Genomic DNA, 25,203 nt, shown 5'->3' with positions numbered 1-25,203 from the left:
TCTGTTCAAGTCGGGTCTTACTCCCGAGCCCGCCAACGGGCGTGGCGAGGTGCCGTCAATGGCGAACAGGTCTTCGGGGCAGCCGCCATCGCCGCACGAGCCTCGGGCGGATCGGCTCGGGAAGCGGTCGACGCGTCGTGGGGGAGGGCCGATCCTGGAGACTGGCGCGCTACATCTGTCGATATCGGTGGCCCGGCGGCTCACCCGTGACGGCCGGCCGATGCGGGAATAGGCGAGCAACATTCACCTCTGCCTGCTCGCTTCCCGTGACCTCCGGGCATGCTGGCCGTCCGGGGGCGACGCTCCGGTGCCAAGAAACTCAGGAGCGGTCGCGTGGCCATCTGCCGAGATGCCCTGACGGCGGAGTACCTTGACCACCGTCTCCAGCAGAATTCGTAGGTCCAGCCGGAGACACTGCGTGTCGACGTACCGCACGTCGTAGGCGAACTTCTCTTCCCAGCTCAGCATGTTGCGGCCGCGCACCTGGGCGAGTCCCGTGATGCCCGGCCGCACCTCGTGACGGCGTGCCTGCTCCGGCGTGTACCGATCGAGGTACTCCACCAACAGAGGGCGCGGTCCCACCAGACTCATGTCGCCGCGCAGGACGTTCCACAGCGTCGGCAGCTCGTCCAGACTGGTCGAGCGCAACCACCGACCGAAGCCGGTCAGCCGATCGCCGTCGCTGACCCGGCCCGCACGGATCGGATCCATCGTCCGGAACTTTCGCAGCTCGAACAGCCTGCCGTGCAGGCCCGGCCGGATCTGGCGGAAGAGCACGGGGCGGCCCATCAGCAGTGCGACCGCAACGCTCACCACCAGCAGGACCGGCGAGAGAACCAGCAGGGCGAGGCTTGCGAGGAGAATGTCGAGTGCCCGCTTCATCCGGTCGTACGGGTCACGATGGGCGATCACGGCGTGTGCTCCAGCGGGTCGGTCAAGCGTTGTGCAGGGTCGGGTGTGTCTGGACGTCGTCGCGGATGGGGCAGCCCTGGGACGGCCGGCACCGCGCCGGCGATGCCGAAGGAGCGCCAGTGGCGGGGCCATTGGGGCAGGGGCGTGCGGACCGCGAGGTGTGGTGGGTCGACGGGCGGTCAGAGCCGCTCTACGTTGTCGCCGTGGCAGCGATTGCGGGCGTCGAAGATGTATCCCGCGGTGCGTGCGACGAGGCCGTAGTCGAGGCCGTCGTGGTCGGTGACCACCACCACCGCGTCGGCGGCGCGCAGTTCGCGTTCGGTGAGATCCACTATGGCCACGCCGTCGGGGACGTGGTGCGGCTCGGCGTAGGGCTCGACCGCGCGGACCTCGGCGCCGAGGAGCTGGAGCCGGCGGGCGATGTCGATGGCGGGAGAGTCGCGCATGTCGCCCGTGTTCTTCTTGTACGCCAGACCGAGCAGCAGCAGCCGGGATTTGTTGACCGGGCGGCTGCGGCGGTTGAGCCCCGCCATGATGCGTTGCACCACGTGCTCGGGCATCTCGTGGTTGACGTCGTTGGCCAACTCCACGAACCGGAACTGCCGGCCGAGCGTCCGTTTCACCTGCCAGGACAGGTAGCAGGGGTCGATCGGTAGACAGTGACCGCCGACGCCCGGACCGGGCCGGAACGACATGAAGCCGAACGGCTTGGTGGCGGCGGCGTCGATCGCCTGCCACACGTCGATGCCGAGTTCGTGCGACAGCACCGCCAGCTCGTTGATCAGAGCGATGTTGACCTGCCGGAACGTGTTCTCGATCAGCTTGGTCAGCTCCGCAACGCGGGTGGAGTCGACGGGGACGGTTCGCTCGACGATCCGTCGGTAGAAACCGTCGACCCGGGCCAACGCCGCCGCGTCCACGCCGGACACCACCTTCGGCGTGTTCTCCAGCCGCCAGGTCGGGTTTCCCGGATCGATGCGTTCCGGGCTGTATCCCAGGTGGAAATCTCCCGGGCTCTGCAGCCCGCTGGCCGACTCGAGCCGCCCGCGGAGCAGTTCCTCGGTCGTGCCGGGGTAGGTGGTCGACTCGAGAATCACCGTGCAACCCGACCGGACGTAAGGGCCGACGGCGACGCCGGCCTGTTCGATGTAGCTCAGGTCCGGGGTGCCGTCGCGCAGCGGTGTGGGGACGGTGATGACGCAGAAGTCGAACCCGGCGGCATCGGCGTACTCGGTGGTGAGGTGGTAGCGACCCGTGCTCAGGGCCCGGGAGAGGCGGGCGGCGGAGATGTCCTCGACGAACGACTCGCCTGCCGCGAGCTGCTTGACCCGGCTCTCGTCGAGGTCGAGGCCGACCACGTCGAACCCCGCCTCTACCGCCCGCATCGCCAGTGGGAGTCCCACATACCCCTGGCCGATGACCACCAGCTTTTCAACGCCCACCAATGCCCCCAAATCCGGCGAGTCCCATGAAAGGTAACCCTACTCGCAAACGGTGCAACGAACCTGAAGATGGGTAAACAGGACGTCCGGCGCGACCTGGACCGCGCAGTCGTGCTGCTGACTGCCTCGGCTCGTCGTCAGGGAGGGTGACGAGCCCAGCGGCTGTCTTCACAGATTCGACCAGCTCCATGACCGGCGGACGACCAGCTGAATCCGGCAGGACACCATCGGGGCAGGCCCTGGATGCGCCAGCGCCGACACCCTCATGAAGCCATTGACTCCGGCAGTGGCGGTAGCTCCTGCCGGTAGCCGGGGAAGAATCCGGGGTCCGGATGCCATCCGGCGAGTCGACGCCGCCCTTCTGCCTGGTGCGCGTCGAGCAGCCGGGCGAAGGTGGGTCCGTCGAAGACCCGGGTGCCGACCGAGTAGGGGACCAGGCCGTCTGGCGCAAAGGCCCGCTTGTAGCGGAAGATGCCGTCATCAGGTGCGTAGCCGCCGCCGAGTACGAATCGCGCCTTCCCGTGTTCCTGCCCCCACCGGATGACCTCGACCTTCAGCAGGTCGTTCGGGCGCAGGTCGAACGCGGACCGCTCGGTCCCGCCGAGGTAGGAGTACAGCGTGTCGGCCGAGACGAGAACGAGTTCCGTGGAGACGACGCGCTCCTCGTACAGGGCGTGGAAGAACACGAAATGTCCGGCCAGCTCGTGGAGGATCGTCTCGAAGAACTTCCGCGGGAAGTAGAAGTTCGTCCGGGCATGCCGGCGCTGCATCGTGCCCTCGTAGATCCGCAGGAAGTCGTCGAGGCGTGCCCCGGTCTCGTCGACCTCGATCCGGACACCCAGTCGCCTGGCCTTGTTCACGTTCTTGCGGACCTTGTGGTCGAATTCGCGCCATATCTCGTCCTGTGGCGTCTGCAGGTCACGCACCACGTTGACGAGCTTCTGCTCGGTACGGCCCGGGTACGGCAGGCGCCGGTCCTCGAGCAGCATGAGGCGGGTGAACTCCGAGACGACGTTACGGAGCCGACAGAATCCGTCGAAGGCCGACCAGAACTCCTTTGCCTCCACCTCGTCAGCACCGGTGTGGAACGCGCCGCCGTAGCCGTAAGGACTGATGATGTCGCAGACCGGGGGCTCCGAGCCGATCAGGTGCGGTGCGGTGACCGGCCGAAGCACGAACGGGTACAGGATGAACCCGGAGGCCGTCTCGGCGTACGCCGCCAGCGGCTCGTCCTGCTCACCGGCGCAGAGGCGCACATAGGCGGGGTGGGCGAAGACGTCCCGGCGGGCCCAGGCCTGATGCACCGCCAGCCAGCGGCTCGCATCGGCGTTCTTTCGCGCGTTCAGGAGCTCGAGATTCATCACACCGCCGCCTGTCGTCCGGTCATCGGCCTTGGAGAAACCGTTCTATCTCGGCGAGGACCCGGGCAACCTGGACCTCGGTCATCGCGGAGCCGCTGGGCAGGGTGAGGCCGTCGGTGAAGAGCCGCTCGGCGGTGCCGCTGAGCAGCGCACGCCGCCCGGCGAAGACCGGCTGGAGGTGCATCGGCTTCCATACCGGGCGGGTTTCGATGTCCTGTGCGCCGAGGTGAGCGCCGAGTTCGGCAGCCCGCCAACCGGCTGCGGCGGGATCGACGACGATGGTGGTGAGCCAGCAGTTGGCCGTCGCATCCTCGTCGGCGAGCACGCGCACGCCGGGGATCGCGGCGAAGAGCTTCGCATACAGTTCCCGCAACTGTCGGCGCCGCGCCATCATGTCGTCCAAGCGGCGCAGTTGTGCCCTACCGACTGCGGCAAGGAGATTGCTCAGCCGGTAGTTGTAGCCCACGTCGGTGTGTTCGTAGTGGGGGACCGGCTGGCGGGCCTGGGTGGACAGGTACCGGCAGAGGGCGACCAGGTCGGCGTCGTCCGAGACGAGCATGCCGCCGCCGGAGGTGGTGATGATCTTGTTGCCGTTGAAGGAGAAGACCCCGGCCCGGCCGAACGATCCGGCGGCTCGGCCCACGTGGCTCGCACCCAGCGACTCGGCGGCATCTGCCACGATCGGTACCTCGGCCTCCGCGCAGAGTGGCAGGATCCGGGTGTAGTCGGCGCACGCTCCAAACATGTCCACCGGAAGCACGGCGGCGACCCGCCGGCCTCCGGCGCGGAGGTCGCGGAGCAGCTCCGCCAGGAGGTCGGGGTCGAGATTGCCGGTGGCGGGCTCGCAGTCGACGAAGACCGGTTCCGCCCCGGTGTAGACCACGGCGTTGGCCGTCGCCACGAAGGTCAGGGTGGGCACCACGACGACGTCGCCGGGGCGGACGCCGATGGCGAGCAGGGCCAGGTGCAGGCCCGCGGTGCCCGAGGACAGCGCCACGGCGTGGCCGCAGCCGACGCGCTCGGCGACTTCGCGTTCGAACGCCTCCACGTCGGGACCGACCGGCGCCACCCAACCGGACCGGAGCGCGTCCACGATGTACGACTCCTCGAGAATGCCGACATCAGGGGGCGACAGGAGGATGCGACCGGTCACCGGGCCGGAGCCTCTCCGGGTGCGCTCAGCCGGATCACTTGTCGACCGCACGGTCGGTCTGAGACGTCCATCATGGCCTCCGACGCTTCTGGTCAGGCTCGGGCTGCCGGTCCGGCCCGCTGAACTGGTTCCTTCGGCATAACGAGGGACGCCGCCAGCGGTGGCGATTTGTCGCCCTTCAGATGATTCATCCCGACACGTTCAGCTGCCCGCGCCGATTCGGTTTAATCCCGCTTGCGGCCAACGTTCTGCGGTCGCCGCTAGTATGGGCGATATGCCGCAGTCAACGCCTTCTGTCACTTATGACCTCGTTGGCGAGCCCCCGCCTCGCCGCCGTCATGACCCGCGGCGAGCGCGGCGTGGACGACGGCTGAGGCATCTGATCCGGTTGCCGAGGAATCGGTGGGGTCGGCTCGCCGCGGTCGTCACGGTCCTCGTCGTCCTGGTGGTGCTCGGCGGGGGTGCCGCCGGCTGGCTCTACCTCCGTTCCGTGCAGAACCAGGTCGAGCGGGTGGATGCCTTCGACGGGCTACCGGAGTCAGAACGGCCCGCGCAGGCAGCGGAGGCGCAGACGGCGCTCAACCTACTCGTGGTCGGCGCCGACGCGCCGGAGGGCGGCGTCTCGCGCACCGACACGATCATGCTGGTGCACCTGCCTGCGAACCGCGAGCATGCCCAGATCATCTCGGTTCCTCGCGACACCTGGACCAGGATCCCCGGATCGCCGGACGGGTCCCGTGGTGCAACCCAGGCCAAGATCAATGCCGCCTACGCGTGGGGTGGTTTCCCGCTGCTGATCCGTACGGTCGAGAACTTCACGGGGGTGCGCATCGACCACGTCCTGCGAATCGATCTCGCCGGATTCGGGAAGATCATCGACGCGCTTGAGGGCGTCGATGTCAGCGTCGACCGTCCCTTCACCACGCGGGGTCGCACCTACCCTCCCGGGTTGCACCACATGGACAGCGCCGTGGCGCTCGACTTCGCGCGGGAGCGCAAGCAGTTCATCGACGGCGACTTCAGTCGGATGCGGCACCAGCAGGCCATCGTCGTCGCCGTCCTGCAGAAGGCGTCCCGAATCGACGTGCTGAGCAACCCGACGCGACTCGACGACTTCCTGCGGGCGACCGCCGGCGCCGTACAGGCGGACCGGAAGCTTTCCGTGTTCGACCTCGCCTGGGGGCTGCGGCAGATGGACAGTGCCGATCTGACCATGCTGACCAGCCCCTCGAAGGGGACGGGAATGGTTGGCGACCAGAGCGTCGTCTTTCCCGATCTGACCGCCGCCGCCGGCCTCTACACGGCAGTCAGAACCGACTCCATGGACAACTGGCTGTCGGAGAACCCGCAGTAGACGCTGGAGCAAACTGGCCGGGGCCGGCGTGACAGCAGCTTTCCGGGGACCGGTGACAGATCCACTAGAGTGCTTCCCGCAAGACTCGCGGCGTCGATCGGGGAGCGGTGCTACATCTCAGAATCATCTCGCCGAGCGACCGGTCGGCGGCCGTCACCGACCTGCTCACCGCCGAGCCCGGGGTCACCCACGTGGCGGTGCTGCCCGGTGCCGCCCGGCAGCCGCGGGGCGATCTGATCCTCTGCGATGTGGTGCGGGAGAGCGCGGACAGCGTCCTGGACAGCCTGCGGCGGCTCGACATCGAGGCGCGGGGTGGCATCGCCGCCGATGACGTGGAGCTGACCCTCTCCACCGCCGCCTCCCGGGCCGCCCGCAGGGCGCCCGGAACCGGCGCCGATGCCGTCGTATGGGATGAGATCGCTGCCAAGACCGGCGAGCAGACGGAACTTTCGGCGACCTACCTGGTGCTGATCACCGTCGCCACGATGATCGCCGGGATCGGCGTGCTGCTCGACCAGCCCATCCTCGTCGTCGGTGCGATGGTGGTCGGCCCGGAGTTCGGTCCCCTGGCGGCGCTCTGCGTCGCACTGTTGCGTCATCGGCGGGACGTCATCGGCCGGTCGGTGGTCGCCCTGGTGGTCGGGTTCCTGGTCGCCATGGTGGTGACCGTGGCGAGCACGTGGGCGCTCACCCTCACCGGACTGGTCAGCCGGGAGATGCTCCTGGCCGAGCGGCCGCTGACCGACTTCATCTGGCGTCCCGACGCGCTCTCCTGGGTCGTCGGCCTGCTGGCCGGGGTCGCCGGCATGCTCTCGCTGACCTCGAAGAAGTCCGGTTCCCTGGTCGGCGTGCTGATCTCGGTGACCACCGTGCCGGCCGCCGCCAACGTGGCGGTCGCGGCGGCGTACGGGGTCTGGCACGAGGCGGCCGGCTCGGCGCTGCAACTGCTGGTCAACCTGTGCGCGATCGTCCTCGCCGGCCTGGCGACCCTCGCCGTGCAGCAGCTGTGGTGGTGGAATCTGGCCCGCCGGTCGGCCCGGCCGGCGCCGGTGCTGGGCGACGTCGGCCCCTGACCGCCGTCGCGGCGAGGCCGACGGAACCGGGCCGGCGGTCCCCGTCAGCTCGGGAGACAGCCGACCCGGGCTCCCGCGCTCAGGTCAGACCGGCGCGGCGCAGCGCGTCCGCCATCGCCCCGCCGGCGGTCGTCGCACCCGAACCGGGCCGGCCCTTCCGCTGCGATCCGCCCGGGTCGCCCTGCGCCCGGCCGCGCTCCCCGCCCCGGTCACCGCGCGAACCGCCCCGCTCGCGCCGCCCGCCCTCCGGGGTGCCCCGACCGGCGCCGTCCTGCGCCTCGTCCTCAAGCCGAAGGGTCAGCGAGATCCGCTTGCGCGGCACGTCCACGTCGAGCACCTTGACCCGGACCACATCACCGGACTTCACCACGTCGCGCGGGTCCTTGACGAAGGTGTGCGACATCGCCGAGACGTGCACCAGGCCGTCCTGGTGCACGCCGACGTCGACGAACGCGCCGAACGCGGCGACGTTGGTGACCACGCCCTCCAGCAGCATCCCCGGGGTCAGGTCGCTGATCTTCTCCACCCCCTCCGCGAAGGTGGCGGTGCGGAACTCCGGCCGCGGGTCCCGGCCCGGCTTCTCCAGCTCGGCGAGGATGTCGGTGACCGTGGGCAGGCCGAACGTGTCATCGACGAAGTCGGTGGCCCGCAGCCCACGCAGGATGGCCGACTTCCCGATCAGCGAGCGCAGGTCCTGCCCGGTGCTGGCGAGGATCCGCCGCACCACCGGGTACGCCTCGGGGTGCACGCTGGAGGAGTCCAGCGGGTCGTCGCCACCGGGAATGCGCAGGAAGCCGGCGCACTGCTCGAACGCCTTCGGGCCGAGCCGGGGCACCTTCCTCAGCTCGGCGCGGGACCGGAACGGGCCGTTGGCGTCCCGGTGCAGCACGATGTTCTCCGCCAGGCCGGCGCCGATGCCGGAGACGCGGGTCAGCAGCGGCGCGGAGGCGGTGTTGACGTCCACCCCGACCGCGTTCACGCAGTCCTCCACCACCGTGTCCAGCGAGCGGGAGAGCTTCACCTCGGACAGGTCGTGCTGGTACTGCCCCACGCCGATCGAGCGCGGGTCGATCTTGACCAGCTCGGCCAGCGGGTCCTGGAGGCGGCGGGCGATGGAGACCGCGCCGCGCAGCGACACGTCCAGCCCGGGCAGCTCCTGCGAGGCGTACGCGGAGGCGGAGTAGACCGAGGCGCCGGCCTCGGAGACCACCACCTTGGTCAGGTTGAGCTGCGGGTGCCGCTTGATCAGGTCACCCGCGAGCTTGTCCGTCTCCCGGCTGGCGGTGCCGTTGCCGATGGCCACCAGGTCGACGCCGTGCGCCCCGGCCAGCCGGGCCAGGGTCTCGATGGAGGCGTCCCACTGCCGGCGCGGCTCGTGCGGGTAGATCGTGTCGGTGGCGACCACCTTGCCGGTGGCGTCGACCACGGCGACCTTGACGCCGGTGCGCAGGCCCGGGTCCAGGCCCATCGTCGCCCGGGTGCCGGCGGGCGCGGCGAGCAGCAGGTCACGCAGGTTGGTGGCGAAGACCCGGACGGCCTCCTCCTCGGCCGCCTGCCACAGCCGCATCCGCAGGTCCGCGCCGAGGTGGATGAGGATCCGGGTACGCCAGGCCCAGCGCACGGTGTCGGCCAGCCATTTGTCGGCGGGGCGGCCGGCGTCGGTGATGCCGAACCGGCCGGCGATCGCCGCCTCGTACCGGGTCGGGCCGGTGATCGCGTCGGCGTCGCCGTCGGCCTCCGGGGCCATGGTCAGGTCGAGCACGCCCTCCTTCTCGCCCCGGAACATCGCCAGGATCCGGTGTGAGGGCAGCTTGGTGTACGGCTCAGCGAAGTCGAAATAGTCAGCGAACTTGGCGCCGGCGGCCTCCTGGCCCTCGCGTACCCGGGAGGTTAGCCGGCCGCGCGACCACATCTGCTCGCGCAGCGTGCCGATCAGGTCGGCGTCCTCGCCGAAGCGCTCGATCAGGATGGCCCGGGCGCCGTCCAGCGCGCCGGCGGCGTCGGCGACGCCCTTGTCGGCGTCGACGTAGCCGGCGGCCGTCGCGCGCGGGTCCTGCGACGGGTCGGCGAGCAGCGTGTCGGCGAGGGGCTCCAGCCCGGCCTCGCGGGCGATCTGCGCCCGGGTCCGCCGCTTGGGCTTGTACGGCAGGTAGATGTCCTCCAGGCGGGACTTCGAGTCGGCCGCCATGATCTGCGCTTCCAGCGCCTCGTCGAGCTTTCCCTGGCTGCGGATCGACTCCAGCACCGCCGCCCGCCGCTCGTCCAGCTCGCGCAGGTACCGCAGGCGCTCCTCGAGGGTGCGCAGCTGCGCGTCGTCGAGGAGGCCGGTGGCCTCCTTGCGGTAGCGGGCGATGAACGGCACGGTGGCGCCGCCGTCGAGCAGCTCCACGGCCGCCCGCACCTGACGCTCCGCGACGCCGAGCTCGTCGGCGATCCGCTGATGAACAGACTGGGTCACGATCTTGATCCGCCTTCGCTGTGGGTTCCGTGGTGCATTCTGCCGCCCGCCCCCGACGGCGCTCGCCACACCCGCCCGACGCGCCTGCGCTAGCGTTGCGATCATGGAACAACCTGCGGATCCGCGGGCCCGCCGGCTCTTCGGCGGCAGCGCCCGGGCGCTCGGCGACCTCGCCGCCAGCCCGTTCCGGGCCGACCGGGACCGGATCGTCGCCTCGCCGTTCTTCGCCCGGCTGAACGGCGTCACCCAGGTGATCAGCCCGGGTGGTTCCGGCCTGCTGGTGCACAACCGGCTCACCCACAGCCTCAAGGTCGCCCAGGTGGCCCGGGCGATCGCCGAGCGGCTGACCGCCGACCCGGCGCACCGCCGGCTCCTCGACGAGCTGGGCGGCTGCGACCCGGACGTGGTGGAGGCCGCCGCGCTCGCCCACGACCTCGGTCACCCGCCGTTCGGGCACCTGGGGGAGCGGGTGCTGGACCGGCTGGCCCGGCAGCGGCTCGGCCTGTCCGACGGCTTCGAGGGCAACGCCCAGTCGTACCGGATCGTCACCAGCACCGAGATTCGGGGCGCGGCCACCACCGGGCTCGACCTCACCGCCGCGGTCCGCGCGGCCCTGCTGAAGTACCCGTGGACCCGGCTGGACCACCCGGACCCGCACCCGCGGCACCTCACCCCGGCACCCCGGGGCGCGGCCGCCCCGCCGGACGATCCGGAGAGCGGGTCGGTGAAGTTCGGCGCGTACCGGACGGAGCTGGCCGACCTGCGGCAGGCCCGCGAGCCGTTCGCCGGCCGGATCGCCGACTGGCAGCAGACCGTCGAGGCCTCGGTGATGGACACCGCCGACGACATCGCGTACGCCATCCACGACGTGGAGGACTTCTACCGGGTCGGGGTGCTCCAGCAGGGGGCGGTGGCCGCCGAACTGATGGCCTGGCAGCGGGAGGGCGGTCACCTGCGGGCGATCACCGACGCGGCGCTCACCGGCGCGGCCCGCCGTCCCGGCTCGGCCATCGAGCGGCTGCGCCGCCAGCTGCACCGCAAGGACGGCTGGATCGCCGACGACGAGGCGTTCGCCGCCGCCGTCGAGCACGTCCGCCAGGAGCTGGTCGAGGGGTTGCTGGCCATGCCCTTCGACGGCTCGATCGAGGCCGAGCAGTACGTCGCCCGCTTCTCCGCCCGCTGGACCACCCGGTTCGTGGACGCGATCACCGTGGTCCGGGAGCCGTCGGTGCGCTCCGGGCACGTGCTGCTCGCCCCGGCCCAGTGGCACGAGGTGCAGGTGCTCAAGTTCGTCCACCACCGGTTCGTGCTGGCCCGCCCCGACCTGGCCCTGCACCAGCGCGGGCAGGCCCGGCTGCTGGGCGCCCTGGTCGAGGCGCTCTGGGAGTGGCTGCTCGACCCGGAGGAGGAGTCCCGGCTGCCGCGCCGGCTGCACGACCTGGTCGAGCTGGCCGAGGCGGAGCTGCATCCGCGCACCCCGGACCGGATCGGCAAGGCCCGGGGCCGGGCCATCGTCGACTTCGTCGCCCAGCTCACCGACGGGCAGGCGGTCGCGATGCTGGACGCGCTCTCCGGCCGCTCCGGCGCACTGTGGACCGACGCCTTCGTCCTTTGACCGGCTCTCACGTGCCGTCGGGGCGCCGGCCGGGCTGGATCGACGCCTTCGTCCTCTGACCGGCGGTCACCCGCCATCGGTCCGGCAGGCGACCGCCTGCCACCAGCCGTCCACCGGCGGCGGGTCGTCCACCACCACCCGCTCACCGGGACGGGGCACCGCCAGCCGTACGTCGCGCGCCTTGGCCTCGGCCCAGAGCCGGTCCACCGGCTCGGACCAGTCGTGCAGGGCCAGGTTGAACGTGGCCCAGTGCACCGGGACGAACAGCCCGCCGCGCAGGTCGAGGTGGGCGGAGACGGCCTCCTCGGGGAACATGTGGATGGCTGGCCACGCCCGGTCGTACGCGCCGATCTGCATCAGCGTCACGTCGAACGGCCCGTGCTCCGCGCCGATCTCGGCGTACCCGTCGAAGTAGCCGGAGTCGCCGGTGTAGAAGACCTTCCGGTGCGCCCCGGCGACCACCCAGGAGCTCCACAGCGTGCCGTCGCGGCGCAGCCCCCGGCCGGAGAAGTGCTGGGCGGCGGTGGCGGTGATCTCCAGCCCGCGCACCCGGTGGCCCTCCGACCAGTCCAGCTCGACGATCCGCTCCGCCGGCACGCCCCACCGGTCGAGGTGGGCGCCGACCCCGAGCGGCACCAGGAACGGCGCGGACTGCCGCCGGGTCAGCTCCTGCACGGTGACCATGTCCAGATGGTCGTAGTGGTCGTGGGAGATCAGGATCGCGTCCACGGCGGGCAGGTCGTCCAGGCGTACCGGCGGCTCGTGCAGCCGCTTGGGGCCGACCGCGCCGGAGGGGGAGCAGCGATCGCTCCAGACCGGGTCGACCAGCACCCGGTGCCCCTCGATCTCGATCAGCGCGGAGGCGTGGCCGTACCAGACGACGTTGAGCTCGCGCTCGCCGCCGGCCGGCGCGGCGTCCGGACGCAGCAGCGGCACCGGCGCGCCGGGGCGGCGGCGCTGCTTGCCGAAGAGCAGCTCCCAGAGCAGGTTGCGACCCGGCTCGGCGCTGGTCATCGTGCGGGTTTGGGCGCGGTTGTGGAAGGTGCCGTCGCGGAACTGGGGGGAGCGGGCCGCCCGTTCCGCCCGGGCCCCGGTCAGCCGCCCGCCCATCGCCGCCGGTACGTCGCGCGCCGCCCACGCCAGACCGGCCACCGCGGCCAGCCCCGCCATCCGCCGCAGCCGCCCGCCGAGTGCCCGGTCGAGTGCCCGGTCCGCTGGTGCCCGCATCGCCACGTCCCCTCCGCCGTCTCCCGCAGTACACGGTAGTCACCGGGTCGCCCCCGTGCCGGGGCGAGCCCGCCCGCGAAACGCCGACCGCCGCACCCGGGTGGGGGTACGGCGGTCGGTGCGGTGGCGGCGGGCGGACCCGCCGCCCGGTCACGCGCCGGGGGTGTCCCCGCGCGTGGCCGTGGCCTTGAGGTAGTCCCGGTTGAGCCGGCCGATGGTGTTCAGCGGGATGCCCTTCGGGCAGACCGCCGTGCACTCACCGGCGTTGGTGCAGCCGCCGAAGCCGGCCTCGTCGTGCGCGTCAACCATGCCGATCACCCGGGTGTAGCGCTCCGGCTGGCCCTGCGGCAGCAGCGAGAGTTGGGTGACCTTGGCGGCGGTGAAGAGCATGCCGGACCCGTTGGGGCAGGCCGCCACGCAGGCGCCGCAGCCGATGCAGGCGGCCGACTCGAAGGCGGCGTCCGCGTTGGCCTTGGACACCGGGCTGGCGTGCGCCTCGGGGGCGCTGCCGGTCGGGGCGGTGATGTACCCGCCGGCGGCGATGATCTTGTCGAAGGCGTTCCGGTTGACCACCAGGTCCTTGATCACCGGGAAGGCGCGAGCCCGCCACGGCTCGATGTCGATCGTCTCGCCGTCGGAGAACTGCCGCATGTGCAGCTGGCACGCGGTGGTGCCCCGCTGTGGCCCGTGCGCGTCGCCGTTGATCATCAGCCCGCACATGCCGCAGATGCCCTCACGGCAGTCGTGGTCGAACGCGATCGGCTCCTCGCCCTGAAGGATGAGCCGTTCGTTGAGCACGTCGAGCATCTCCAGGAACGACATGTCCGGGGAGACGTCGTCGACCTGGTAGGTCACCATCCGACCCTTGTCCTGAGGGCCATTCTGGCGCCAGATGCGCAGGGTCAGGTTCACTTGTAGCTCCGCTGCGTGGGGTGGACGTATTCGAAGTTCAGGTCTTCCTTGTGCAGCACGGCCGGCTCGCCGGTGGCGGTGTACTCCCAGGCCGCCACATAGGCGAACCGGTCGTCGTCGCGCTGCGCCTCGCCGTCCGAGGTCTGGTACTCGGCCCGGAAGTGGCCGCCGCAGGACTCCTCGCGGTGCAGGGCGTCGATGCACATCAGCTCGGCCAGCTCGAAGAAGTCGGCCACCCGGCCGGCCTTCTCCAGCGACTGGTTGAGCCCCTCGCCGTCGCCCGGCACCCGCACCCGCTGCCAGAACTGCTCCCGCAGCGCGCGGATCTCGTCGATCGCCTTGCGCAGCCCGGCCTCGCTGCGCTCCATGCCGCAGTGCTCCCACATGATCTGGCCGAGCTCCCGGTGGAACGAGTCCACGGTCCGGTCGCCGTTGACCGCCAGCAGCCGGGTGACCCGCTCCTCCACGTCGCGCCGCGCCGCGATCGCCTCGGGGTGGCTGGCGTCGACCTTCTCCAGCGGGCCGCTGGCCAGGTAGTTGGCGATCGTGCTGGGCAGCACGAAGTAGCCGTCGGCCAGGCCCTGCATCAGCGCGGACGCGCCGAGCCGGTTCGCGCCGTGGTCGGAGAAGTTCGCCTCACCGATCACGAAGAGACCCGGGATGGTCGACTGGAGGTCGTAGTCGACCCAGAGGCCGCCCATCGTGTAGTGCACGGCGGGGTAGATCCGCATCGGGACCTCGTACGGGTCCTCGCCGGTGATCCGCTCGTACATCTCGAAGAGGTTGCCGTACTTGGCCTCGATCGCCTTGCGGCCGAGCCGGTCGATGGCGGCGGCGAAGTCGAGGTACACGCCGAGCTTGGTCGGGCCGACGCCCCGGCCCTCGTCGCAGACGTTCTTCGCGGCGCGGGAGGCGATGTCCCGGGGGACCAGGTTGCCGAAGGAGGGGTAGATCCGCTCCAGGTAGTAGTCCCGCTCGTCCTCGGGGATGTCCCTCGGGTTGCGGTCGTCGCCCGTGGCCTTCGGCACCCAGACCCGGCCGTCGTTGCGCAGCGACTCGCTCATCAGGGTCAGCTTCGACTGGTGGTCGCCGGAGACCGGGATGCAGGTCGGGTGGATCTGCGTGTAGCAGGGGTTGGCGAAGTACGCGCCCTTGCGGTGCGCCCGCCAGGTGGCGGTGACGTTGCAGCCCTTGGCGTTGGTGGAAAGGTAGAAGACGTTGCCGTAGCCGCCGGAGGCGAGCACGACCGCGTCGGCCATCTCGGTGCTGATCTCGCCGGTGACCAGGTCCCGGACGACGATGCCCCGGGCCCTGCCGTCGACGAGGACCAGCTCCAGCATCTCGTGCCGGGCGTTCATCTCCACGTTGCCCAGGCCGATCTGCCGCTCCAGCGCCTGGTACGCCCCGAGCAGCAGCTGCTGGCCCGTCTGGCCCCGCGCGTAGAAGGTCCGCTGCACCTGCGCGCCGCCGAAGGAGCGGGTGTCCAGCAGGCCGCCGTACTCGCGGGCGAACGGCACGCCCTGCGCCACGCACTGGTCGATGATGTTGACCGAAACCTCGGCCAGGCGGTGCACGTTCGACTCCCGGGAGCGGAAGTCGCCGCCCTTGACGGTGTCGTAGAAGAGCCGGTGCACCGAGTCGCCGTCGTTGCGGTAGTTCTTGGCGGCGTTGATGCCGCCCTGGGCGGCGATCGAGTGGGCCCGGCGCGGGCTGTCCTGGTAGCAGTAGGACCTGACCTGGTAGCCCTGCTCGGCGAGCGTGGCGGCGGCGGAGCCGCCGGCCAGGCCGGTGCCCACCACGATCACGGTCATCTTCCGGCGGTTGGCCGGGTTGACCAGCTTGGCCTCGAAGCGGCGGCGGTCCCAGCGGGTCTCGATCGGGCCCTCGGGAGCCCTGGTGTCGGCGATCGGGTCGCCCTCGGTGAAGAGATCCATGGTCAGGACACCAATCCGGTGAGTACGGCGAACGGGACCACCAGGTAGCCGGCGGTCAGCACGACGGCGAAGACCAGGGCCGCGCTGCGGGCCCGGCGCTCACCCGTCGGGCTCTGCTGGCCCAGGCTGCGGAACGCGCTGAAGGCGCCGTGCCGCAGGTGGAAGCCGAGCGCGACCACCGCGAGGGTGTAGAAGAGGGTCACGTACCAGCGGTCCGGGGCGAAGTCCGCCACTACGTTGGCCTGGGGCCGGGTCGGGTCGCCGACCGGGTTCAGGTGACCGGTGGTCAGGTCCAGGATGTGGTAGATCACGAAGAGCAGGATGATCACCCCACCCCAGCGCATGGTGCGGGCCGCGTAGCTGCCCCGGACCTTCTTGCGGTGGGCGTACTTGACCGGGCGCGCGGCGTGGGCGCGCATGGACAGCATGGTCGCGGCCGTGATGTGGGCGACCAGGGCGACCAGGAGCGCACCCCGCTGCAACCACAGGTACCAGCCCGGGGCCAGCAGCGGCGTGCCGAGGTCGCGCAGCCAGTGCGCGTAGTGGTTGAAGGCCTCGGCGCCCGTGAAGATCTTCAGGTTGCCGAGCATGTGCGCGATGAGGAAGAGCACCAGGATAATGCCCGTCACCGCCATGACGGCCTTCAGGCCGACGTTGGAGCGGATGGGCGACCGAGTTTTCGTGATTACCACCCGACCGACGCTAGGAGCACTTTGATCAGTCGTCCAATGCATCGACCTCGCAGTCTTGATAGCTGTAAGCTATGCAGATGCAGCTTCATCAGCTGAAGTACTTCGTCGCGGTCGCCGAAGTGCGACATTTCACCCAAGCCGCCGACATCGTCGGCATTACCCAGCCCTCGTTGAGTAAGCAAATTCACGCCCTGGAGAGCTACCTCGGGGCCCCGCTCTTCGAACGGGTAAGAGGCAACATCACCCTCACCGCGGCCGGTGAGGTGCTGCTGCCGTTGGCCAAGCGGATCCTCGCCGACGTCGACACCGCCACCCGCGAGGTGCAGGAGTTGGTCGGCCTGCGCCGGGGTCGGGTCCGCCTCGGCGCCACCCCCAGCCTGGCCACCTCGCTCGCCGCACCGGTGCTGCGCCGGTTCCGCGACGCCCACCCCACGGTGGACCTGCGGGTGGAGGAGGGCGGCTCGCAGGACCTGGTCCGTGACCTGCTCCGCGGCGACCTCGACCTGGCGCTGATCATCATGCCGGCCCACGGCACCGACCCGGGGCTGCGCGCCGACCCGATCCTGCGGGAGAGCCTGGTGGTCGCCTCGGTCGAGCCGCTGCCCGCCACGCCGGAGACCGGTCAGCTGCGCATCACCGACCTGCGCGACCAGCCGCTGGTGATGTTCCGCGAGGGCTACGACCTGCGCGACGCCACCATCCAGGCCTGCCGGGACGCCGGCTTCGAGCCGACCATCTCAGTTGACGGCGGCGAGATGGACGCCGTGCTCAGCTTCGTCGAGGCGGGACTGGGCATCGCCCTGGTGCCCGGCATAGTGGTCGCCCGCCGGGCCGGCGTCCGGGTCACCCGGCTCGCCCCGCCCGGCGTACGGCGGACCATCGCGGTGGCCCGCCGTCGGGACGTGGTGCCCACCCACGCCGGCCGGGAGCTGCGCCGGATACTGCTGGAGTACGTGCACGACGCCACCGCCAGCGACGACCTGCCCCCGGGGGTGGAGCCGCTCTAGCCCCGAGCAGGGTTGACGCCCCGGTCAGCGGCGCGGTACTCCGCCGGCCGACAGTGTCGCCTGTGGATCGTCGCCGAACGGCGGCTACAGTCGCACGGCCACCGGGGGTCGGTGGAACCACCGCCCGACAGGAAGGCCCTGCGTGGGTATGGAGCAGAAGGCCCGAAAGTCCACCCTGCGGGCCGGCGGCGACGCCTTCGTACGGGACGGACTGACGCTGCTGACCTACAGCGCGCTCGGTGCCTACACGTTCTGGCTGTACGCCTTTGGACCGGCACTGGCGCTGCTTCGCCAGGAACTCGACTTCTCCTACACGGTGCTCAGCCTCTACTCGGCGCTCTGGGCAGCCGGTTCCGTGCTGTCAGGAGCCGTCTTCGCCCGGTTGGCGGCCAGGATGGGCCGCCGTTCCCTGCTGTGGCAGTCGGCACTGTTGACCATGGCAGGCGCCGTCCTGTTTGCCCTTACCCACAGCATCCAGCTCACCATGCTGGGTGCCGTTGTCATGGGATTCGCCGGCACCACCGTGCAGACCACCACCCAGTCGGTGGTCGCCGACCACCACGGCCCACGACGAGACCAGGCACTGGTCGAGATGAACGTCGGGGCCGGCCTCTGCGCCGTCGTCGCTCCGCTGGCCCTCGGCGTGAGCCACGCGCTCACCGGCACCTGGCGGGTCGCCATGGCTGTCCCCGCCGTCATCCTGGTCGCCCTGGCCGTCCGCTACCGGCGCCAGCCGTTCCCGTCAGTGCCGCGCCCACGCGCCGCGCAGAGGGCCGGACACCGCGGCGGGCTCTCCGTGGCCTGTCGGTTGCTGGCGCTCCTGGTGGCGGTCGGCATCGGGGTCGAGTTCTGTGTCGTGTACTTCGGCGCGGAGCTGTTGAGCGCCGCAAGGGGGATGTCCACCTCTACCGCGGCGACAGCCATGACGGTGTTCTACGCGGGCATCCTGCTCGGTCGGCTCGCCGGGGCCCGGCTCACCCGCCGTCCCGGCCGCGCGGCCCGGCTGATGGGGATTTCCCTGGCGGTCACGCTTGCCGGTCTGGCCGCCCTGTGGCTTCCCGGCGGCGTCGTCCCCGCCCTGGTCGGCCTCTTCGTCACCGGTCTGGGCATCGCCAACCAGTTCCCACTGGCCCTCGCCCTGACCCTGGCCGCGGCCCCGGACGAGATCGACGCCGCCAACGCGCTCGTCCAGCTGCTCGGCGGGGTGCTGGTCCTCGGCGCCCCGTTCCTGCTGGGTCTTCTCGCCGACCACGTCGGACTGGCCACCGGTTTCGCCGTGGCACCTGTCCTGACCGCCCTCTCCGCCCTGCTGCTGTACGTGGCGCTCCGCGCGGAGGGCTCAGCTGATCCGGGCGGCGCGGCCCCCGGTCACCGCCCCTCCGCGTCGTCCATCGCCCGGTAGATCCGCTGCTCCGACACCGGGTACGGGGTGCCGAGCGCCTGGGCGAAGACGTTCACCCGCAGCTCCTCGATCATCCAGCGGATCTGCCGTACCGCGGCGGACTGCCGGCGCGAGGGCGGGAGTGCGGCGAGCATGTCCGCGTACTCCTTCTGCACCACCGCGATCCGGTCCTGCTGCTGCTTGTCCCGCTGCGGATTGCCGGGCAACCGGTCCAGGCGCCGCTCGATCGCGGTCAGGTAGCGCAGCAGGTCGGGCAGGCGCGGGTACCCGGTCTCGGTGACGAATCCCTTGTGCACCAGACCGGAGAGCTGGTTGCGGATGTCCGCCAGGGCGGCCACCACCGCCAGGTTCCGGGTCGCGCCGAGCCGCTGCTCCACCGCGTAAGCGGCGGCGAGGACCCGACGGACCCGGTCCATCACCTCGACCACGGTGTCGACCAGGTCGGCGCGGACCCGCTCGCGCAGCGCGGCGAAGCCCTCGGCGTCCCAGGCCGGCCCGCCCGCGTCGGCGACCAGCTTGTCGATCGCCGCGCCGGCGGCGTCGGAGATCAGCTCCTGCACCCCGCCGTGCGGGTTGCGGCTCAGCGCCAGCTTCGCCTCGTTGGACAGCCGCCCCTGGAGGAACTTCGCCGGCGACGGCGCGGTCAGCCGCAGCAGCCGCCGGGTGCCGGCCCAGTGCGCGGCGGCCTGTTCGGCCTCGGAGTCGAAGACCTTCACCCCGACCGTCGCGCCCTCGTCGACCAGCGCCGGGTACGCGGTCACCGCGTAGCCCGCGCGGACCTGCTCGATGGTGCGGGGCACCGTGCCGATGCTCCACTGGCTCAGCCCGGTACGGGCCACGTCCGGCGCGGCGGCCGCCACGACCTGGCGTACCTCCTGGCGAAGCTGGCGTTGCAGGGCCGGCAGATCCTTGCCCTCGGCGACCGGTTTGTTCTCCTCGTCGAGCACCCGGAAGCTGACCCGCAGGTGGGCCGGGAGCCGGTCGAGGTCCCAGGCGTCGCGCGGCACGGTGACGCCGGTCATCCGGCGCAGCTGCCGGCTCAGCGCGTCGAGCAGCGGCTCCTCGCCTGCCGGCATCGCCGCCAGCGCGGCCCGGGCGTAGTCCGGCACCGGGACGAAGTTGCGCCGGATCGCCTTGGGCAGCGACCGGATCAGTGCGATCACCAGTTCCTCGCGCAGCCCCGGCACCTGCCAGTCGAAGCTCTCCGCCGGCACCTGGTTGAGCAGGGGCAGCGGGATGTCCACGGTCACGCCGTCGGTCGGGGTGCCCGGGTCGAAGGTGTAGGCCAGCGGCAGGGTGACCCCGTTGGCCTGCCACTCGTCCGGGTAGTCGGCCTCGTCCACCCCGCCGCGCCCGGCGTTGACCAGCAGCTCCCGGGTGAAGGTGAGCAGCTCCGGCTGCTCCCGGCGGGTCTTGCGCCACCACGAGTCGAAGTGCTGGCCGGAGACCACGTCGGCGGGAATGCGCTGGTCGTAGAAGGCGAAGATCGCCTCGTCGTCGACCAGGATGTCCCGGCGGCGGGCCCGGTTCTCCAACTCCTCGATCTCGGTGAGCAGCCGCTGGTTGTCCCGCCAGAACTGGTGGTGGGCCTGCCAGTCGCCCTCCACCAGGGCGTGCCGGATGAACAGCTCCCGCGACAGCGCCGGGTCGATCCGGCCGAAGTTGACCTTGCGCGAGGTGACCAGCGGGATGCCGTACAGGGTGACCTTCTCGTAGGCCATCACCGCGGCCTGCTTCTTCTCCCAGTGCGGCTCGCTGTAGCTGCGCTTGACCAGGTGCTGCGCGAGCGGCTCGACCCACTCCGGCTCGACCCGCCCGGCGACCCGGCCCCAGAGCCGGGAGGTCTCCACCAGCTCGGCGGCCATCACCCAGCGCGGCGGTTTCTTGAACAGCGACGAGCCGGGGAAGAGGGCGAACTTCGCCCCGCGCGCCCCCAGGTACTCGTGTTTCTGGGCGTCCTTCAGCCCGATGTGGGAGAGCAGGCCGGGCAGCAGCGACTGGTGCACCTTCGGGGTGTCGATCTCCTCCGGCAGGTCCGCGCCGGACCCGCGCCGTCCGCCGCCGTCCGTGCCCGCGTCGCGTGCCGGTCGCCCGCCGCGGCCCCCGCCGGCCTGGTCCGGGGTGCGCAGCACCTGGCGCAGCTGGCTGACGATGTCCTGCCACTCGCGCACCCGCAGGTAGTTCAGGTATTCCGCCTTGCACATCCGGCGGAACGCGCTGGACGACAGGGCCCGCTGTTGCTCGCGCAGGTAGCGCCAGAGATTGAGGAAGGCGACGAAGTCCGACTCGGAGTCGGCGAACCGGGCATGTGCCTGGTCGGCCTGGGCCTGCTTGTCGGCGGGCCGCTCGCGCGGGTCCTGGATGGAGAGCGCGGCGGCGATCACCATCACCTCGGTGGCGCTGCCGTTGCGTTCGCCCTCCAGCACCATCCGGGCCAGCCGGGGGTCGACCGGGAGCTGGGCCAGCCGCCGGCCCAGCGGGGTGAGCCGCTTCGCCGGGTCGGTCTCGGCCGGGTCGAGCGCGCCCAGTTCATACAGCAGGTTGACGCCGTCGGTGACGTTGCGTCGGTCCGGCGGGTCGATGAACGGGAAGGCGGCGATGTCGCCGAGCCCGATCGAGGTCATCTGGAGGATGACCGAGGCGAGGTTGGTGCGCAGGATCTCCGGGTCGGTGAACTCGGGCCGGGATCCGAAGTCCTGTTCGTCGTAGAGGCGGATGCAGATGCCGTCCGAGGTGCGACCGCAGCGGCCCTTGCGCTGGTTGGCCGACGCCTGGGAGACCGGCTCGATGGGCAGCCGCTGCACCTTGAGCCGGCTGCTGTAGCGGGAGATCCGGGCCGTGCCCGGGTCCACCACGTACTTGATGCCGGGAACGGTCAGCGACGTCTCGGCGACGTTGGTGGCCAGCACCACCCGCCGCCCGGCGTGCGGGGCGAAGACCCGGTGCTGTTCGGCGGTCGACAGCCGGGCGTACAGGGGGAGGATCTCGGTGCCGAGCAGCGACCGTCTCTTCTCCACCAGCCTGCCCAGGGCGTCGGCGGTGTCCCGGATCTCCCGCTCGCCGCTGAGGAAGACCAGGATGTCGCCGGGTCCCTCGGCGGCCAGCTCCTCGACCGCGTCGCCGATGGCCTGGATCTGGTCGCGGACGTTCTCCTCGTCGTCGCCCTCGTCCTGCTCGGCCTCGTTCACCTCGACCAGTGGGCGGTACCGCACCTCGACCGGGTACGTCCGCCCGGACACCTCGACGATCGGGGCCGGGACGCCCTCGGGCGCGTCCTCGGTGGGCGGGCCGGCGAAGTGCCGGGCGAACCGGTCGGTCTCGATGGTCGCCGAGGTGATGATCACCTTGAGGTCGGGGCGGCGGGGGAGGAGCTGCTTCAGGTACCCGAGGATGAAGTCGATGTTGAGGCTGCGCTCGTGCGCCTCGTCGATGATCAGCGTGTCGTACTGGCGCAGCATCCGGTCGGTCTGCAACTCGGCCAGCAGGATGCCGTCGGTCATCAGCTTGACCAGGCTGCGGTCGCCGACCTGGTCGGTGAAGCGCACCTTGTAGCCGACCACGTCGCCCAGCTCGGTGCCGAGCTCCTCGGCGATCCGGTCGGCGACCGTCCGGGCGGCGAGCCGGCGGGGCTGGGTGTGTCCGATCAGCCCGTGCACCCCGCGCCCCAGCTCCAGGCAGATCTTGGGCAGCTGGGTGGTCTTGCCGGAGCCGGTCTCGCCGGCCACGATCACCACCTGGTGGTCGCGGATCGCGGCGGCGATGTCGTCCCGGCGCTCGCTGACCGGCAGCTGCGGCGGATAGCTGATCACCGGTACGGCGGCCCGCCGGCCCGCCAGCCGGGCCTCCGCCCGGGCCACGTCCGCGGCGATCTCGGCGAGCGCGCCGTCGCGCCGCTGCGGGTCCCGGAGCTTGCGTACGCCGTCCAGCCGCCGCTGCAGGACGCGCTGGTCGCGGAACATCAGCGGGGAGAGGCGGCGGTGCAGCTCGCGGACGGTGACGGCCTCGGCGGGTACGGCTGGATTCTGCATGTCGTCGCCAAGGATAGGCAGCCCGCCGCCGGAGCGCTCCCGGGTTACCCCCGGTCGCGCCACCCTGCGGCGGCGTCGCTGCCCAGGGAGGGGGCTGGCTAGTGCGGTGTCCACTGACGTTCGGCGGGTTGTCGTGCGGGGAATTGTCGTAGGGGTGGTGTTGGGTTGGGTTCGTGCCTCGTCGTCGTGATCCTGCCGCGCCACTGGTGGTGCATCGCACCGCTCGTGTGGGGTTGCGGGTGACGGTGGGGCAGCGGCGGCGGTGTTTCGGGTTGCTGCGTTCGGCTGGTGATGTGTGGGCGTGTGTGTTGGAGGTCAATGCGTGGCGGCGCCGCCGCAGGGATGTGCCGCTGGCCGGTTATCAGGGGTTGTGTCGGGAGTTGGCGGCGTCGGGGCCGGGCACGTTCGCGGAACTGGACTCGACTGGCGCCCGGTCGGTGTTGCGCCGGTTCTCCGAGGCGTGGTTCGCGGCGGCGAAACGCCGCCGTGACGGTGACCTGTCGGCGCGGTTTCCGCGTCGCCGTCGCGGGTTGGTGCCGGTGCGCTGGTATCACGGCACGTTCACCCTGGACGGGCGCAGGGTAAGGGTCCCCACCGCGAGAGGCACGTCGCCGTTGTGGGTGCGCCTGGCGCGGGAGGTGCCGTATCCGGCCGAGCAAATCCGGTCGATCACCCTGCTGTGTGAGGGCGGCCGGCTGTTCCTCGACGTCACCGCCGAAGTGCCGGTCACGACCTACCCGCCGGGTGAGCAGCCGGATCCGGGCCGGGTGGCCGGGGTGGATCTGGGGATCATCCATCCGTATGCGGTGGCCGGCCCTGACGGTGAGGGGTTGTTGGTGTCCGGGCGGGCGATCCGCGCCGAGCACCGTATGCACCTCGCGGACACGAAAGCCCGCCGCCGTGGCGTGGCCCGTCGGGCGCCGAAACGGGGTGAGCGGGGGTCGCGGCGGTGGCGGCAGTACCGCCGCCGGGCCCGGGCGGTGGAGGGCCGGCATCGACGGCGGGTCCGTCAGGCCCAGCACGAGGCCGCCCGCACGGTGGTTTCCTGGGCGGTGCGGCAGCGGGTCGGGGTGCTGCATGTGGGTGATCCCCGGGGTGTGTTGGACCTGTCGGCGGGGCGGAGGCACAACCTGCGGCTACGACAGTGGCAGATCGGCCGGCTCATCCAGATCCTCACCGACAAGGCCACCCTGGCCGGCATCACCGTCCGGCTCGTCGACGAACGCGGTACCTCGTCGACCTGCCCCGCCTGCCACAAGCGGGTACCCAAACCCCGCGGCAGGACCCTGTCCTGCCCACACTGTGAATTCTCCGGGCACCGCGACCTGACTGCGGCTGCCAGCATCGCCACCCGGGCACCGGGCGGCGGACCCGTCACCATGGCAGCCGTTGTGCTGCCGCAGGTGATCACGCACCGTCGAGCCGGCCGACACCTCCCCGGTGCTGGCCGGTCCCGACGTGACCCCCGCCGCCCACCGCACCACCGGGCGGCGCGAGGATCGGTTGGCCCGCGGAGGCCCGCCCCACCACCCCGGTGGGGAGTCGCTCGCCCACCCGGCGAGGATCCACAACACCCACCGGAAACCCGGTGAACGTCAGTGGGCACCGCACTAGAGTTTCGGCTGACCGACACATCCGGGGGCGCGACATGACGATGCTGGACACCGACCGCGCGCTGGTGCAGGCGGCGACCGCGGTCGCCAAGCTGCGCTGCCGCAGCGACAACCACACCATCGCCGCCGCGGCCCGGACCGCCGACGGCCGGGTCTTCACCGGCGTGAACGTCTACCACTTCACCGGCGGCCCGTGCGCCGAGGTGGTCGCGATCGGCGCCGCCGCCACCCAGGGGGCGGGCGAGCTGGAGACCATCGTCGCGGTGGGTGACCGGGGGAGGGGCGTCATCCCGCCCTGCGGCCGGTGCCGCCAGGTGCTGCTGGACTACTTCCCGTCGATCAAGGTGATCGTCGGGCCGATGGACGCGCTGCGGCCGGTGCCGATCGCGGACCTGCTGCCGGAGACGTACGTCTGGCGGGACCACCAGCTCGACGCGCCGATGGCGGTGCGTACCGGGCCGTGGCCGATGCCCACCGTGCCGAGCAGCCGGCCGGCCTCCGAGGACTGACCGCCCGGTCCCGGCGGCTCAGTCGCCGGCGGCGGCCTCCAGCATCGACCGGGGCACCCCGACGCTCCCGTAGCGCACGTTGCCCTCCGGCACCATCCAGCTCGCCACCCGCACGACGAGCTGCCCGGCACGGACCGCCGGATCGTTGGCGTAGAGCTCGCGGGCCTCCTCCGGGGCGATCGGCACCACCGCGAGGCCGCGCAGCGTCGGGTCGTCCGGGTGCAGGAACGGCCCGGCGGCGAGCACCAGCCCCTGCTCCACCAGCCCCGCCTGGTGGGCCAGGTGGGTGTCGCGCAGCCGGTCCGCCGCGTCCCGGGGCAGCTCCGGCGCGTCCGCCGGGCGGCTGAGGAGGACGAGGGTGTGCTGGTCGAATCGCATGGACCCAGGGTAGGGGCGGAATCGCCCGGATTTCCCCCGTTGGTTCCGGTGTGCACGGGCCGGCGGCCTGCCGATGGCCCCCGGTTAGGTCACCCTCACCATCTCCGCTAAGGTTAGCCGAACCTTACTTCCA

The 25,203-nt window shown here is 71.3% G+C and carries 18 protein-coding genes; 7 read left to right on the top strand and 11 right to left on the bottom strand.

Annotation, left to right across the window (positions count from 1 at the left end; genetic code table 11):
* Nucleotides 1–243: 243 nt before the first annotated feature.
* The 4 genes from ABZ807_RS03085 to ABZ807_RS03070 all read right to left on the bottom strand — a co-directional run bounded on the left by ABZ807_RS03085 (nt 244) and on the right by ABZ807_RS03070 (nt 4,868).
* Complete coding sequence (locus tag ABZ807_RS03085; protein WP_357152014.1) at nt 244–912, bottom strand: sugar transferase; 669 nt, start codon at nt 910–912, stop codon at nt 244–246.
* Between the two features lie 179 nt (nt 913–1,091).
* A complete protein-coding gene (locus ABZ807_RS03080) occupies nt 1,092–2,354 on the bottom strand; it encodes a nucleotide sugar dehydrogenase (RefSeq protein ID WP_357152011.1) in 1,263 nt (420 codons plus the stop codon).
* Nucleotides 2,355–2,617: 263 nt separating this feature from the next.
* Entirely contained in the window at nt 2,618–3,715 is a 1,098-nt protein-coding gene (locus ABZ807_RS03075; protein WP_357152008.1) for a GNAT family N-acetyltransferase, read from the bottom strand.
* A gap of 22 nt (nt 3,716–3,737) precedes the next feature.
* Complete coding sequence (locus ABZ807_RS03070; protein WP_357152005.1) at nt 3,738–4,868, bottom strand: aminotransferase class I/II-fold pyridoxal phosphate-dependent enzyme; 1,131 nt, start codon at nt 4,866–4,868, stop codon at nt 3,738–3,740.
* 490 nt (nt 4,869–5,358) lie between these two features.
* Between ABZ807_RS03070 and ABZ807_RS03065 the strand changes: the two genes are divergently transcribed.
* Nucleotides 5,359–6,222 (top strand): LCP family protein, encoded by an 864-nt coding sequence (locus ABZ807_RS03065; protein ID WP_357152002.1) that lies wholly within the window; start codon nt 5,359–5,361, stop codon nt 6,220–6,222.
* 107 nt (nt 6,223–6,329) lie between these two features.
* Entirely contained in the window at nt 6,330–7,295 is a 966-nt protein-coding gene (locus tag ABZ807_RS03060) for a DUF389 domain-containing protein (RefSeq protein ID WP_357151999.1), read from the top strand.
* Between the two features lie 79 nt (nt 7,296–7,374).
* Here the strand turns inward: ABZ807_RS03060 and ABZ807_RS03055 are convergent, their stop codons facing one another.
* Complete coding sequence (locus tag ABZ807_RS03055) at nt 7,375–9,753, bottom strand: Tex family protein (RefSeq protein WP_357151997.1); 2,379 nt, start codon at nt 9,751–9,753, stop codon at nt 7,375–7,377.
* Nucleotides 9,754–9,856: 103 nt separating this feature from the next.
* On the opposite strand from ABZ807_RS03055, the gene dgt reads away from it, so the two are divergent.
* Entirely contained in the window at nt 9,857–11,368 is a 1,512-nt protein-coding gene (gene dgt, locus ABZ807_RS03050) for a dGTP triphosphohydrolase (RefSeq protein WP_357151994.1), read from the top strand.
* Between the two features lie 66 nt (nt 11,369–11,434).
* On the opposite strand, the gene ABZ807_RS03045 is transcribed toward dgt, so the two are convergent.
* The 4 genes from ABZ807_RS03045 to ABZ807_RS03030 all read right to left on the bottom strand — a co-directional run bounded on the left by ABZ807_RS03045 (nt 11,435) and on the right by ABZ807_RS03030 (nt 16,175).
* On the bottom strand, nt 11,435–12,595 hold the full coding sequence (locus ABZ807_RS03045) for an MBL fold metallo-hydrolase (protein ID WP_357151991.1): 1,161 nt from the start codon (nt 12,593–12,595) through the stop codon (nt 11,435–11,437).
* A gap of 150 nt (nt 12,596–12,745) precedes the next feature.
* Nucleotides 12,746–13,507, bottom strand: a complete 762-nt coding sequence (locus ABZ807_RS03040) for a succinate dehydrogenase/fumarate reductase iron-sulfur subunit (RefSeq protein ID WP_357151988.1) — start codon at nt 13,505–13,507, stop codon at nt 12,746–12,748.
* Nucleotides 13,504–15,441 carry a fumarate reductase/succinate dehydrogenase flavoprotein subunit gene (locus tag ABZ807_RS03035; protein WP_357151986.1) on the bottom strand — a complete coding sequence of 646 codons (1,938 nt, stop codon included), beginning with the start codon at nt 15,439–15,441 and terminating at the stop codon, nt 13,504–13,506. The genes ABZ807_RS03040 and ABZ807_RS03035 overlap by 4 nt, the downstream gene beginning before the upstream one ends.
* 2 nt (nt 15,442–15,443) lie before the next feature.
* Nucleotides 15,444–16,175 (bottom strand): succinate dehydrogenase cytochrome b subunit, encoded by a 732-nt coding sequence (locus ABZ807_RS03030; RefSeq protein WP_357151983.1) that lies wholly within the window; start codon nt 16,173–16,175, stop codon nt 15,444–15,446.
* A gap of 29 nt (nt 16,176–16,204) precedes the next feature.
* Here ABZ807_RS03030 and ABZ807_RS03025 point away from each other — a divergent pair, with 29 nt between their 5' ends.
* Together ABZ807_RS03025 and ABZ807_RS03020 are read left to right on the top strand one after the other, a co-directional pair.
* Nucleotides 16,205–17,140 (top strand): LysR family transcriptional regulator, encoded by a 936-nt coding sequence (locus tag ABZ807_RS03025; RefSeq protein ID WP_357151981.1) that lies wholly within the window; start codon nt 16,205–16,207, stop codon nt 17,138–17,140.
* Nucleotides 17,141–17,288: 148 nt separating this feature from the next.
* Nucleotides 17,289–18,542: an MFS transporter gene (locus ABZ807_RS03020; protein ID WP_357152244.1), complete on the top strand. Its 1,254-nt coding sequence runs from the start codon at nt 17,289–17,291 to the stop codon at nt 18,540–18,542.
* Here the strand turns inward: ABZ807_RS03020 and hrpA are convergent.
* The gene (gene hrpA, locus ABZ807_RS03015; protein ID WP_357151978.1) at nt 18,509–22,570 is read right to left on the bottom strand and encodes an ATP-dependent RNA helicase HrpA; all 4,062 of its coding nucleotides are present in this window, start codon (nt 22,568–22,570) and stop codon (nt 18,509–18,511) included. The two genes, ABZ807_RS03020 and hrpA, sit on opposite strands and share 34 nt — an antisense overlap.
* 173 nt (nt 22,571–22,743) lie before the next feature.
* On the opposite strand from hrpA, the gene ABZ807_RS03010 reads away from it, so the two are divergent.
* The gene (locus ABZ807_RS03010; protein WP_357151975.1) at nt 22,744–24,162 is read left to right on the top strand and encodes a transposase; all 1,419 of its coding nucleotides are present in this window, start codon (nt 22,744–22,746) and stop codon (nt 24,160–24,162) included.
* Nucleotides 24,163–24,218: 56 nt separating this feature from the next.
* Nucleotides 24,219–24,692: a cytidine deaminase gene (locus ABZ807_RS03005; protein WP_357151972.1), complete on the top strand. Its 474-nt coding sequence runs from the start codon at nt 24,219–24,221 to the stop codon at nt 24,690–24,692.
* Nucleotides 24,693–24,710: 18 nt separating this feature from the next.
* On the opposite strand, the gene ABZ807_RS03000 is transcribed toward ABZ807_RS03005, so the two are convergent.
* Nucleotides 24,711–25,070: a YciI family protein gene (locus tag ABZ807_RS03000; protein WP_357151969.1), complete on the bottom strand. Its 360-nt coding sequence runs from the start codon at nt 25,068–25,070 to the stop codon at nt 24,711–24,713.
* Between the last annotated feature and the right edge of the window lie 133 nt (nt 25,071–25,203).

This window comes from Micromonospora sp. NPDC047548, assembly GCF_040642975.1.
Classification (GTDB): Bacteria; Actinomycetota; Actinomycetes; order Mycobacteriales; family Micromonosporaceae; genus Micromonospora.
The sequence above is the reverse complement of the archived record's forward strand: the minus strand, read 5'-3'. Positions and strand labels throughout refer to the sequence as shown.

Excerpts from the sequence above, each read along its gene's own strand:
- dgt (WP_357151994.1), top strand. The coding sequence starts at position 9,857 with ATGGAACAACCTGCGGATCCGCGGGCCCGCCGGCTCTTCGGCGGCAGC.
- hrpA (WP_357151978.1), bottom strand. The coding sequence starts at position 22,570 with ATGCAGAATCCAGCCGTACCCGCCGAGGCCGTCACCGTCCGCGAGCTG.
- ABZ807_RS03075 (WP_357152008.1), bottom strand. The coding sequence starts at position 3,715 with ATGAATCTCGAGCTCCTGAACGCGCGAAAGAACGCCGATGCGAGCCGC.
- ABZ807_RS03005 (WP_357151972.1), top strand. The coding sequence starts at position 24,219 with ATGACGATGCTGGACACCGACCGCGCGCTGGTGCAGGCGGCGACCGCG.
- ABZ807_RS03030 (WP_357151983.1), bottom strand. The coding sequence starts at position 16,175 with ATGCATTGGACGACTGATCAAAGTGCTCCTAGCGTCGGTCGGGTGGTA.
- ABZ807_RS03000 (WP_357151969.1), bottom strand. The coding sequence starts at position 25,070 with ATGCGATTCGACCAGCACACCCTCGTCCTCCTCAGCCGCCCGGCGGAC.
- ABZ807_RS03035 (WP_357151986.1), bottom strand. The coding sequence starts at position 15,441 with ATGGATCTCTTCACCGAGGGCGACCCGATCGCCGACACCAGGGCTCCC.
- ABZ807_RS03045 (WP_357151991.1), bottom strand. The coding sequence starts at position 12,595 with ATGCGGGCACCAGCGGACCGGGCACTCGACCGGGCACTCGGCGGGCGG.
- ABZ807_RS03020 (WP_357152244.1), top strand. The coding sequence starts at position 17,289 with ATGGAGCAGAAGGCCCGAAAGTCCACCCTGCGGGCCGGCGGCGACGCC.
- ABZ807_RS03025 (WP_357151981.1), top strand. The coding sequence starts at position 16,205 with ATGCAGATGCAGCTTCATCAGCTGAAGTACTTCGTCGCGGTCGCCGAA.